11 protein-coding genes are annotated in these 12,271 nt (G+C 57.8%); 8 read left to right on the top strand and 3 right to left on the bottom strand.

The genetic code is table 11. The features are described 5' to 3' along the window. Positions 1-207 precede the first annotated feature (207 nt). Positions 208-1,575: a sensor histidine kinase gene (locus AC2TAD_RS19225; protein WP_480869692.1), complete on the bottom strand. Its 1,368-nt coding sequence runs from the start codon at positions 1,573-1,575 to the stop codon at positions 208-210. Beyond that, a complete protein-coding gene (locus AC2TAD_RS19220) occupies positions 1,572-2,240 on the bottom strand; it encodes a response regulator transcription factor (protein WP_480869690.1) in 669 nt (222 codons plus the stop codon). Before AC2TAD_RS19220 ends, AC2TAD_RS19225 begins: the two co-directional genes overlap by 4 nt. Positions 2,241-2,379: 139 nt before the next feature. On the opposite strand from AC2TAD_RS19220, the gene AC2TAD_RS19215 reads away from it, so the two are divergent. The 5 genes from AC2TAD_RS19215 to AC2TAD_RS19195 all read left to right on the top strand — a co-directional run bounded on the left by AC2TAD_RS19215 (position 2,380) and on the right by AC2TAD_RS19195 (position 7,938). Beyond that, positions 2,380-3,468, top strand: a complete 1,089-nt coding sequence (locus AC2TAD_RS19215; protein WP_480869687.1) for a tricarboxylate transporter — start codon at positions 2,380-2,382, stop codon at positions 3,466-3,468. Positions 3,469-3,544: 76 nt separating this feature from the next. Continuing rightward, positions 3,545-5,575 carry a tripartite tricarboxylate transporter permease gene (locus AC2TAD_RS19210; RefSeq protein WP_170356254.1) on the top strand — a complete coding sequence of 677 codons (2,031 nt, stop codon included), beginning with the start codon at positions 3,545-3,547 and terminating at the stop codon, positions 5,573-5,575. A gap of 10 nt (positions 5,576-5,585) precedes the next feature. Next, positions 5,586-6,674, top strand: coding sequence for a 4-oxalomesaconate tautomerase (locus tag AC2TAD_RS19205; RefSeq protein WP_480869684.1), 1,089 nt, complete (start codon positions 5,586-5,588; stop codon positions 6,672-6,674). A gap of 50 nt (positions 6,675-6,724) precedes the next feature. Then, positions 6,725-6,961, top strand: a complete 237-nt coding sequence (locus tag AC2TAD_RS19200) for a hypothetical protein (protein ID WP_480869680.1) — start codon at positions 6,725-6,727, stop codon at positions 6,959-6,961. Then, positions 6,958-7,938, top strand: coding sequence for a D-2-hydroxyacid dehydrogenase family protein (locus AC2TAD_RS19195; protein WP_480869677.1), 981 nt, complete (start codon positions 6,958-6,960; stop codon positions 7,936-7,938). Before AC2TAD_RS19200 ends, AC2TAD_RS19195 begins: the two co-directional genes overlap by 4 nt. On the opposite strand, the gene AC2TAD_RS19190 is transcribed toward AC2TAD_RS19195, so the two are convergent. Further along, positions 7,907-8,809 (bottom strand): AbrB family transcriptional regulator, encoded by a 903-nt coding sequence (locus AC2TAD_RS19190; RefSeq protein ID WP_480869674.1) that lies wholly within the window; start codon positions 8,807-8,809, stop codon positions 7,907-7,909. The two genes, AC2TAD_RS19195 and AC2TAD_RS19190, sit on opposite strands and share 32 nt — an antisense overlap. Positions 8,810-9,049: 240 nt before the next feature. On the opposite strand from AC2TAD_RS19190, the gene AC2TAD_RS19185 reads away from it, so the two are divergent. The 3 genes from AC2TAD_RS19185 to tcuB are packed head-to-tail and all read left to right on the top strand — an operon-like array spanning position 9,050 to position 12,226. Then, positions 9,050-9,730, top strand: coding sequence for a GntR family transcriptional regulator (locus AC2TAD_RS19185; RefSeq protein ID WP_480869671.1), 681 nt, complete (start codon positions 9,050-9,052; stop codon positions 9,728-9,730). Between the two features lie 11 nt (positions 9,731-9,741). Further along, complete coding sequence (gene tcuA, locus AC2TAD_RS19180) at positions 9,742-11,136, top strand: FAD-dependent tricarballylate dehydrogenase TcuA (RefSeq protein ID WP_480869668.1); 1,395 nt, start codon at positions 9,742-9,744, stop codon at positions 11,134-11,136. After that, positions 11,126-12,226: a tricarballylate utilization 4Fe-4S protein TcuB gene (tcuB, locus tag AC2TAD_RS19175; protein WP_480869665.1), complete on the top strand. Its 1,101-nt coding sequence runs from the start codon at positions 11,126-11,128 to the stop codon at positions 12,224-12,226. The genes tcuA and tcuB overlap by 11 nt, the downstream gene beginning before the upstream one ends. Positions 12,227-12,271: the final 45 nt, after the last annotated feature.

The following is a 12,271-nucleotide window of genomic DNA, read 5'->3' as shown; positions in this document are numbered from 1 at the left end:
CGCAACCAGAGATCGCTTCACATAAAACGGCTTCAACGGTGTTCGCGGTTCGTTATGATCTTGCCAATCATCCAATGGTTGCGAAACCGGCCATTCAGGGTGCTGTGCGACGACAATTGCAATGCGTAACGGAGAGGCACTTAGTTGCAGTAGTAAAGAATGCGCTTTGATCATGAAGTGTTTCGGGCTCCTAAAAACCGAAACGACTTACAGGACTATTGGGAGCTCCAGTGTAATGCTCGCTCCTTTTTCGACTTGATTGATTGCGACCGTTCCTCGATGGCGCTCCGCCACCGCTGAAACAATTGACAACCCTAAACCGCTGCCTTGGGAATACTCCAGCTGCGAAAACCGACTGAATGCTGCTTCGCTTTGGTCGGGCGAAAGACCTGTTCCGTCATCGGCCACCGTAAGCTTTACGTGCCCGCCATCACGGCGCAGCGTGACAGAAATTCGGCTCAACTGAGTACCACCGTGCTTAACTGAGTTATCCAGCAGGTTTTTTATGGCCTCAGTCAAAAAGACCTGATCTCCTGAAGCCATAATTGCCGAGCCCGGCATCGACACCTCAAAATCGATCCCTTTTGCGAGGATGTGCACCCCCATTTCCGCGCAAGCCTCTTCGACGACCAAGCGGAAATCAATCTTCTCCATCTGATCTTGATGCGTAGGTTGCCGTAGCCGTTCCAATGACAATAACTGATCCGCGACTGTGGCCGAATTCTTTGCGGCTGCCACAAGCTCAACAATGCGTTTGGCCCTGTCCTCATCCGTTTTTGCATCGCGCAGAGCCTCGGCCATGGACTGGACTGCGGCTGCCGGATTTCGTAGCTGATGCGCGGCTTCAGAGATAAACACTTGATGGGCGTTAATGCTGTGTTCGACCTGCCCAAACAGTCGGTTCAGTGTTCGGACAATTCCATGCACTTCGACAGGGACCGAGCGTTTGATCTGGCTGAGGTCGTCGGGTGAGCGAATATCAATGGCGTCCTGTAGATCCAGCAATGGCCGCAAGCCACGCGCGACACCGAACCAGACGACAACGGCAAGCGTGGCCAGAAGGATCCCCATCAGAATCGCGGCGCGGATCGACAGTTCATTGGCAAAGTTGTTGCGATCCGCGAGACGTTGCCATGCCGTGACCGTCGCATCGCCCGCCAGATTACCCAGTGTGACCCGTTCGGTCATTTTCAGCACACGCACCGGCTCGCTGCGGTAAACAGCTTCGAAAAAATGCGGTTGGTAAATGTCTTGCTCCGACGGGTTTTCTGTGGCCGGGGGATACGCGTACCCGGTCACGTAAATACCGCCGGGTCCGGTCACGTGATAAAAAATCTCTCCGCCTGACGCGTCGCGGATCAAGCTGCGCGTGGTGGGCGACAAGGCATCGCCTTCTGACACCGCCACATCGCGTGAAATGGCCAGACCGGCGGACAACAGGCTGTCGTCAAAAAGCTCCTGTGCCGTTTGTTGAGCAACCGTGTAGCGCCAGTACCCAAGCAGGATTGCGAGCAGCACTAATGGCGTCAGGATCAGAATGAAAAGCCTAAGCCTGAGCGAACCGTGCCGGATCACTTTTTCACCTCAAGCAGATATCCAAGGCCACGGGCCGTCTTGATCTGGATGCCAAAATTCTGAAGGCGCTTTCGCAGTCGTGACACATGCGGCTCGACGGCTGAATCGTCAACATCGGCGCCCACGCCGTAGACGTAGTCGGTCAACTGACTTTTGGGGACGATCCGGCCACGTCGTTCCAACAGGCATTCAAGCACTGCCATTTCCCGACGCGGCACATCGAGCACTTGGCCCTTTGCGCTGACCTGCCGGGCGGTGCGGTCGAATTCCAGGTCTCCGATGGTCTCACGCGTGCCGTACTCCAGTTGTTTGCGGCGGGACAGGGCGCGGATGCGGGCCTCAAGTTCGTCCATCTCGAAGGGCTTCACTAGGTAGTCATCAGCGCCCATATCCAGGCCTGATACGCGATCGCTGGTCTCGGTGCGCGCGGTCAGCAGGATAACAGGCGCACTGTCGCCCCGATGGCGCAGCGACCGCAAGATCTCAAGACCTGACCGACCCGGCAGGTTGATGTCCAGAACGATCAGATCTGCACCTTCCTGTTCCAGATACAGATCGGCGGCATCGCCATCTGTCAGCACGTCAGCAGCATGGCCCCGATCCCGCAGGCGATAGGCAATGGCGTTAGCAAGGGTCTCATTGTCCTCGACGATTACGATCCGCATTCGGGCTCCTGCAAGTTTCGCGCAAGGTTGGCGGTCCATGATTGCCAGATGGGAGGGGGAATCAACCCCACAGTTCTATTTGCGATCACGGTGGCGCGGAGGGCGTCAACGTGGTTGTCTGGTCAACAGGGAGGAACCAATGGCCATTTCCAACTTCACTCGTCGCGCCTTCGTGGGGCTGATCGCCGCCGCCGGACTCGCCGCGCCTGCCGCTGCCGAGGTCGATTTCTCGGGCAAGACCGTCGAATGGGTCATTCCGTTCTCGGAAACGGGTGGGTCGGCCAAATGGGCCAACTTCTTTGCCCCGCTTCTGTCCGAGGCGCTGCCGGGTCAGCCAACCGTTGTGGTTAAATTCATGCCCGGTGCAGGATCGACCAAGGGTGCTAACTGGTTTCAGGAGCAGAGCCATGACGACGGCACTCTGCTGTTCGGCACCTCTGGCTCGACACAGTTCCCGTATCTGCTGAGCGACCCGCGTGTGCGCTATGAATACAACGATTGGATTCCGGTTATGGCGTCGGGCACCGGCGGTGTCGCCTATCTGAACGCCGAAGATGGGGCCAAGTTTGATGGTTCCGCCAATGCGCTGAAAGACACCAATTTCATCTACGGCTCGCAGGGCGCGACCCGTTTAGACCTTGTGCCGCTGCTGGCCTGGCAGATGCTGGGCATGAATGTTGAGCCGGTCTTTGGCATTAAGGGCCGCGGTGACGGTCGCCTGATGTTCGAACGTGGTGAGGCCAATATCGACTACCAGACATCCTCGGGCTATCTGGGCGGCTCGGCCCCGCTGGTTGAGGCTGGTCAAGCTGTGCCGATGATGACGTGGGGTGCGCTGGACGCCGATGGCAACATCGTGCGCGATCCAACCTTCCCGGACATTCCGACTTTCAAGGAGGTCTGTGAGGCCACCGATGGCTGCGAAACCAGCGGCGAAGCATGGGACGCATGGAAAGCCTTCTTTGTGGCAGGTTTCCCGGTTCAGAAGCTGGCCTTCCTGCCCGGTGACACGCCGCAAGAGGTCGTCGACGCCTATACCGCAGCGTTCCAAGCTGTGACCGAGCGGGGCGATTTTGCCGATATCTCCTCGAAGCGCGTCGGCAAGTATCCGGTGTTTGTAGGTGACGGTTCGAAAGCGGCACTGCAGACAGCGACAAATGTGGATGACAATGCCAAGCAATACGTCCTGAACTGGCTGAAAGAGGCCTACGGCGTCGAACTGAATTAAGCCGACACGTCGTCGCGTGCCCAACGAAGGGCGCGCGCTTTTCTAAGTACAAGACAATTTATGAAAGGCGGCCGCTATGGAGGTTTTCGCCACCGCTCTACCTGCGCTCAGCGACGCGTGGGGTCTGATCCTGCAACCCATCGTTCTGGGGTATCTCATTCTCGGCGTCGTTATGGGGTTGGCCGTGGGCGTCTTTCCGGGCCTCGGTGGCATCGCCGGCCTTTCGCTGCTGCTGCCTTTCATGTTCGGCATGGATCCCATCCTGGGTCTGGCCCTGATGATCGGGATGGTGGCGGTGGTTCCGACCTCTGACACCTTTGCATCAGTTCTTATGGGTATCCCCGGTAGCTCAGCCTCGCAGGCAACCGTGCTGGACGGCTTCCCTATGGCGAAAAAGGGCGAGGCTGCGCGGGCCCTGTCAGCGGCCTTTGCTTCATCACTTTTCGGCGGTTTGGTCGGCGCAACTTTTCTGACCATGTTCATCCTGGTCGCGCGGCCCATCGTTCTGGCCTTTGGTCTGCCCGAGATGCTGATGATCACCATTCTGGGCTTGTCGATGGTTGCCATTTTGGCAGGACGCATCCCACTGAAAGGCGTCGCTGCCGCCGGTCTGGGCCTGATGGTTGGCACGATTGGTGAGGCTGACGCGGGCGGCTCACTGCGCATGGCGACCTATGACATTCCCTACCTGACGGACGGTCTGAAACTGGTCATCGTGGGATTGGGTATCTTTGCCGTGCCCGAGATCGTTTCACTGCTGCGGCAGGATCGGTCAATTGCCAAAGGAGCCTCGCTGGGCGCCGGTTGGTTGGACGGGGTCAAAGACTGGTTCGCCAATATCTGGCTGTCGGTTCGTTGTTCGATAATCGGTGTGGTTGTTGGGGTCATTCCGGGCCTCGGTGGCTCGGTTGTCGACTGGATTGCCTACGGTCACTCGGTGCAATCCACCAAGGACAAGAGCAATTTCGGCAAAGGCGAAGTGCGCGGCGTCATCGGCCCGGAAAGCTCGAACAACGCCAAAGAGGGCGGAGGACTGGTGCCAACTCTGCTGTTTGGCATCCCTGGTTCAGGCTCGATGGCGATTTTCATTGGCGCGGTGGCTTTGCTGGGGTCGGGCGATATCGAGGTCGGTCCGAGCATGCTCAAGGACAATCTCGACATCACTTATTCTATCGTCTGGCTGCTGGCGTTGGCCAACGTCGTCGGGACCATCCTGTGCATCGCGGCCTCGGGCGGGATCGCCAAGCTGACCACGATCCGTTTCACCTATCTGGCGCCGTTCCTGTTCATGTTGATCAGCTTTGCAGCGTTCCAGTCCGGCCAAAACTTCGAAGACTTGCTGGCCCTGTTCGTGATCGGCCTGATCGGCATCTTTTTACGCCGTTTCGACTGGTCGCGCCCGGCCTTCCTGATCGGTTTCGTTCTGTCGAACCCGGTTGAGAAGTTCACCAACCAGGCATTCCAGATCGCTTCGTTCCGGTTCCGTAAGAGCTTTGGCGAAGGCATGGAATACGTCTTCAGCCCGATCGTGATCGTCCTGATCGTGGTCACCGTGGTCTCAGTCATTCTGGGCATCCGACAAGCCAAGATGATCATGTCCGAAGGAGACGTTCACGCAGGTACCAAACGCGCGCCGCTTATCTTTCTGCTGGTGATCATGGCCTATCTGATCGTCGCTTTGGTCAACGCCAACATGATCCCCGACTACAACATGACCGACAAGATCATCCCGCTGGTGATCGGCAGCGTCTCGCTATTCTGTTGCGTGATCCTTCTGATCCAGATGATGCGACGTCCCGAAGGTGACGCGATCTTTGCCGACAAGGAAATCGCCGGTGAGGACGCCAGCGCCCCCCATGGTCTGTGGTCAACGCTGGGGTGGTTCGCCAGCCTGATCGCAGCAACCTGGGTGGTGGGCTTCATCCTCGCTCTGCTGGGCTTCCTGATAGCGTTCTTCCGTATCCGCGCCGGGGCAAGCTGGCAGATGACACTGATCCTGACCGCCTGCGGCATCGGTTTCATGTGCCTGATGGCGGGCGCGCTGAACCGCGATTTCCCGCCGGGTCTGTTGCAAGACATGGTCAGCCTACCCTGGCCGTTGAAGTGAGGGATTCAAAATGACTCAAACCGCAATCCCTTACATCTTCATGCGTGGTGGTACGTCAAAAGGCCCGTATTTTCGCCGCTCAGATTTGCCCGAGGATCTGGACACGTTGGCCGAGGTGCTGATCGCCGCCCTTGGTTCCGGGCAGTCGCTGAACATCGACGGCATCGGCGGCGGCGCGGCGGTGACTACGAAGGTCGCGATGCTATCGGTCAGCGAGGATGACTGGGCCGATATCGACTATTTCTTCGCGCAGGTCTCGGTAGAGGACAAGCTGGTCGATTTCAAACCAACCTGCGGCAATATCCTGTCCGGCGTTGCTCCTGCCGCCATCGAAATGGGGCTGTTCAATCCGCAAGGCGATGAAACCGAAATTCGCATTCGGGCCGTCAACACTGGGGCTCGGGTTGTAGCCAAGGTGAATACACCCGGGGGCGAATTGACCTATGAGGGCGATGCGGAGATTGCCGGTGTTCCCGGTCATTCAGCGCCGGTGCAGCTGAGCTTCATGGGCGTGGTCGGCTCGGCCACCGGAGCGTTCCTGCCTACGGGCAACCTGCGCGATACTGTTCAGGGCATCGAACTGACTTGCATGGATGTCGCCATGCCGATGGCCATCGCCCGCGCCACCGACTTCGGTTTGACGGGTTATGAAAGCGCTGAAGAGTTGGACGCCGACAGAAATTTTTTTGACCGAATGGAGGCTGTTCGGATTGAGGCCGGGCAACAGATGGGCATGGGAGATGTTTCCAAGTCAGTGACACCCAAATTCGGCCTAGTCGCGCCTGCCAGAGACGGCGGAACGCTTGCAGTGCGGTATTTCATGCCGTGGAAGGCCCACCCGACCATGGCTGTCACCGGGGCACAGTGCATGGCTTCTTGCGCTTTAACGCCCGGGACTGTTGCGGACGGCTTGCTGGATCGTCCGACTAACAGCCCGGCAGAAGTCATTCTGGAACACGCTTCGGGCAAGATCGACGTGTTGGTGGACTTCTCCACCGCCGACGGGTTCTCGGTGGACGCGGCGGGCCTAGTACGGACCGCGCGCAAGCTGGCGGACGGGCATGTTTATGTGCCTGAGTCTGTTTGGAACGGGAGTTGATCAGGTGTCACCCAAATGGTATACTGTGGTATACATAATGGGAGAACGCGATGGACAACTATTCGGAATGCCTCGCTATCGCGCGTCAAGAACTCAGGTTGGCGCAGTCGGCTCTTCGGCGGGACATCGCGGACTACCCGACACCGATTGCTGGCTGCGATGAGCAGTTCAACCATCTGCTGGATCATAGCGAACGGGTCCACAATGCACTTGCTGCTCTCGACACATGTCATTTTGTCCCGACGCCAAGAAAACTCAACACCGAGCAGGGTATAGAAAGCCGATGAAGGTCCACATTCTTGATGATTGGTTTGACACGTTGCGCGGCGCGCCTTGCTTTGATAAACTCACCGGTCATGAGGTGACGGTATGGACGGATCATGTCGAAGACACTGACACTCTGGCCGAGCGACTGCAGGACGCGGAGGTGCTTGTCCTGTTCCGTGAACGTACCAAAGTCACCCGCGCCTTGCTGGAGAAATTACCGAACCTGAAACTTATCAGTCAGCGCAGCGTTTATCCTCATGTCGATGTCGAAGCCTGTACAGATCAGGGTGTGTTGTTGTGTTCGAACATGCATGGTGGGACGCCGTCCTACGCCGCAGCCGAACTCACTTGGGCACTGATCATGGCCGGGATGCGAGACTTGCCTGCGCAGATGGCCTCTGTCAAAGCGGGGCATTGGCAGGCCGGAGTTGGCAAGACCCTGAGAGGGCGGCAGTTGGGGCTGTATGGATATGGCCGTATCGCCCGCGCTGTTGCTGGCTACGCCGAGGCATTCGGGATGGATGTGGTCTGGTGGTCTTCGGATGCAGGCCGGGCACGCGCGCAGGCCGACGGCGTGCAGATTGCCACAAGCCGCGAAGCGTTCTTTGCCAACAGCGATGTTGTCTCGGTCCACGTCCGCCTGAAGCCCAACACGAACGGTATCATCACAGCGTCAGATTTTTCGCAGATGCAACCGGGCGCGATGTTTGTGAACACCTCCCGGGCCGGGCTGATCGCTCCGGGTGCTTTGTTGGACGCGCTGAACGCCGGTCGCCCGGGGAAGGCCGCAATTGATGTCTTCGATACCGAGCCGCTCACCGACCCGACTGACCCTTTGCTATCGCACCCAAACCTGATTGCGACACCGCACATAGGTTTTGTGACTGTGGACGAATTCGACCTGCAATTCGCAGATATTTTTGATCAGGTGAATGCCTATGCTGAAGGTGCCCCTATTCACATGATCAACCCCGAGGTTTGGACCAGCGCAGGATAAGATTGGCCGCTATGGGCGCGCCGATGATAACCAGCACGATCCTTGTCAGATGGTGGGTGATCACAAAGCCCAGATCCGCGCCCGAAACGATGGCCAGTACCGTCATCTCGGCCTGTCCACCGGGGGCAAAGGCCAAGAAGGCCTCGACCGGTTGACCCAGTCCCAGTGTGGTGACAACGGCGGTGAAAACGGCTGCAAGGATGGCAAGGACGACGACATAGGCGAAGCCCGCTGCAACCACCCGGCGGAGTTCGACCCATGTGACGCCCACGAACTTCACGCCTATTCCACAGCCAATAAAGAATTGCGCTGCAAGGATGGCCTCGCGGGGTGGTCGGGTATGAATGAAATCCGCCAGTGACAGGGCTGCCGTCAGGATCATTGGCCCGAGGATGGATGCCCCGAACAGGCCGATCCGCTCACCGCCTTTCCAGCCTATAAGGGCGGCCAGTACCATCAGCGCCAACTCATGCATCGGCAGGTCGCCCGCAGGCTCTCCGATTGGGTTGGTGAGTTGAGCATCGTAGAACACCGTCAGAAATAGCGGGGCCAGAGTTACGATGATCAGCACGCGCGTACCGTGGATCAGGGATAGCGTACGCGGGTTGGCGCCAGCTTCGGTTCCAAAAATGATCATGTCCTGCAGTCCGCCCGGCATGGCAGCGTAAAACGCCGTCGTGGAGTCAAATCCCCAAAACTTGCGAAAGAAAGGCACTCCGACCAACGCGATCAGCAGGATGAAGAACGGGACCAGTGCGATAGACGCCGCCATCTTCGGCAATTCTACAAACAGGGCAGGGGTTATCGAAGCCCCAACTGCAACGCCGAGTATGGTGCGCGCTGCAACCGAGACCTGACCAAAACCTTCCATTGGGGCATGCGCCAGGGCGGCTATGAGACACGCGCTCATTGGGCCGAACAGAAAGGGTAGCGGCAGATTCAATGCCCAAAAAATGCCGGTGCCCAGCAGTGCAAGGACCAGTGTTACGGCCCGCTTTGTCAGGAGAGAGGGTGTTTTGTCTTGGATGGGCAAGGCGCGGCTTCCAACAATATTGACTCGCTATGTATCCAAATGTATACAATTGGACGCAAGAAGACAAGTGAGCGCTCGATGACCATTCAAGACGACCCCTTACAGCCTGGCCCACAAGGCAATTCTGCGTATCAGCGCTTACTGGACGAGATTCGCGAGGGCACACTGCTGCCTGGCGAACGCCTGCGTGAGATTGAGCTGTCAGAACGATTAGGGGTCAGCCGCACACCGGTGCGGGAGGCTATCCGTCAGTTGGAGGCCGACGGGCTAGTCACTCATGTGCCCCGGCAGGGCGCAACCGTACGCAGCCTCGATTACGCCGAAGTAATGGAACTCTATGAGATGCGCGCGGTGCTCGAGGGTACTGCGGCCCGTTTAGCAGCGCGTGCTGCGTCGGAAGTCGAATTGGACGAGTTGGGCGTTTTGAACGATCGCTTGGCCGAGGCAGGCACCGGCTCGGAGGCGGCTCGGATCAACCGGATTTTTCACGCCACACTTTTGGATGCGGCAAAGAATCGGTTTCTTGCCAAGTCTATGTTGTCTTTGCAAAAAGCGCTGTTGATCCTTGGGCCATCTCAATTGCTGGACGGTGATCGGGCCGAGACAGCAGTGGCAGAGCATAAGCGTGTCATGGCTGCCTTAAAGGCCCGCGATGGTGCAGCGGCTGAAACAGAGATGCGCGCGCATATTCAGGCCGCACAACGGATGCGTATTCGGGCGTTGCAAGAACGCGACCGGACAACCGATGAAAATCAATAGGTAGACAGGATATGGCAACCCAAAAGGAAGCTTATGATATCGCTGTGATCGGCGGTGGGAATGCAGCCCTTTGCGCGGCGATGACTGCTGCCGAGGCAGGCGCCCGTGTTCTGATCCTCGAGACGGCACCAAAACCCTATCGTGGGGGGAACTCACGCCATACGCGCAATTTTCGTTGTATGCATGGTGCTCCTCTGGGCCCTCTGATCGAAGAATATAGTGAAGATGAGTATCTTGAAGATCTGCTCAAGGTCACTGGCGGCAAAACCGACGAACATCTTGCTCGCCTCGCGATCCGAACCTCCGAGGAATGCCTGCCGTGGATGGAAGAACACGGTGTGCGGTTCCAACCCTCTCTGTCTGGGACACTGTCGCTGGCGCGGACCAACGCGTTTTTTATGGGGGGTGGGAAGTCTCTGGTGAACGCCTATTACCGAACTGCCGCGGGTTTGGGTGTCGATGTTCTGTACGAAGCTGCTGTCACGCATCTGGAGTTGAATGGTGATCGGATCGAGTGGGTCGACTACGCCTATGCAGGCCAGTCTCATCGCATCACGCCCAAAGCGGTCATCGTTGCCTCGGGCGGGTTTCAGGCCGACACCGATTGGCTGACCCGTGCATGGGGTGAACCTGCAAAGAACTTCCTGATCCGGGGTACTCCATATAACCGGGGGGTTGTGCTGGCTGATCTTTTGGATCAAGGCGTCGAGAGTGTCGGCGATCCAACCCAATGCCACGCTGTCGCCATTGACGGGCGTGCGCCGAAGTTCGACGGAGGCATCGTTACCCGTTTGGACTGCGTTCCGTTTTCAATCGTCGTGAACAAGAATGCCGAGCGGTTCTATGACGAGGGCGAAGACGTTTGGCCCAAGCGCTATGCGATCTGGGGACGTCTGGTGGCGGCGCAGCCGAGTCAAGTTGGCTACGTGATCATCGATGCCAAGTCGCTGAACCTGTTCATGCCCTCGGTCTTTCCGCCGCTAAAGGCGGATACCTTGGAAGACCTGGCTGGAATGATGGACCTGCCTGCCGACAAGCTGAAGGCAACCGTTGCTGAATTCAACGAAGCATGCGGCGACACCAATGGATTTCATCCAACCGAGTTGGACGGAGTAACGACCTCCGGTCTGACCCCACCCAAGACCAACTGGGCCCGCCCGATCTCCGAACCGCCATTCTATGGTTACTCGCTGCGCACTGGCGTTACCTTTACCTATCTGGGGCTGAAGGTCGACGATACGGCTCAGTGTTCGACTCCCAGCGGCAAGATAAAAAACCTATGGGCCGCGGGCGAGACGATGGCGGGTTCGATCCTGGGGCAGGGGTATCTGGCCGGTTTCGGCATGACCATTGGAACCGTTTTTGGACGCATTGCAGGACGTGAGGCAGCCGCTTATGCAAACTGATCTTATTCAAGAAGCCCGCCGTCAGGCCGAGATCTGCAACGCCTGCCGCTACTGCGAGGGCTATTGTTCGGTCTTCCCGTCGCTGCACGCGGAACGCGCGTTCTCGGATGGGGACATCACGCAATTGGCCAACCTGTGTCACAACTGCAGGGGGTGCTACTACGCCTGTCAGTACACAGCTCCGCACGAGTTTGACCTGAACCTGCCGAAAGCTCTGGCCGAAGTGCGGCGGGACAGCTGGGAAAGCTTCGCCTGGCCGCAGCCTCTGGCGCGCCGGTTTCACACTCACGGCGGGGCTATTGCCTTGGCTCTGGTGATTGGATTTGCCCTGTTGTTCTGGGCAATTCGCGCCATTGGATCAAGCGGAGGAGAGGGGTTCTATGCTGTCCTGTCCCACAATGCGATGGTCGCCATCTTTGCGCCTGCATTCTTGTTGCCACTCTTTAGCTTGGCTATCAGCCTGAGGCGCTATTGGACGGAGGTTGGTGGCAAACCTATCCAAATGTCTGATCTGACAGCTGCGTTCAAACGCGCTGGCAAGATGCAGGACTTGGCCGCAGGCCACGGCGAGGGTTGCAATTTCGAGGACGAAGACCGATTTAGCCACGCCCGCCGCCACGTGCATCATGCAATCATGTACGGGTTTTTGCTGTGTTTTGCCTCAACCTCAGTAGCTACGATCATGCACTACGGGTTCGACCATCACGCACCTTACGGGTTCTGGTCATTGCCAAAGCTGTTTGGCGTACAAGGGGGCGTTTTGCTCACTCTCGGTTGCTGCGCGATGGTCCTGTTGAAACAGAAGTCGGACCGCAATCTTGGCGACGTCTCAGCTTGGGGTGGAGATATCGGATTCATCTTACTGCTTGGCTTTGTAGCGTTAAGCGGGCTTGTTCTCTACGCTTTCGGTTGGTCGGCAATTATGCCCGTGTTGCTTGCTGTCCATCTTGGATCAGTCCTGGCGCTCTTCTTCCTTACGCCCTACACAAAAATGGCTCACGGTTTCTATCGGCTTGCCGCCCTGGTCAGGGATGCGCAACGGAAAAGAGAAGCGTCCGTAGTCCGCCAGCAGCCCACATCTCCTGCCTGACGCGAAAGAAAATGCAATTGAATCGCATTTGATATCGAATAACGA

Source organism: Ruegeria sp. HKCCD7628 (assembly GCF_057221005.1).
Note: the sequence above shows the minus strand (reverse complement) of the source record. Positions and strands in the feature narration are given on the sequence as shown.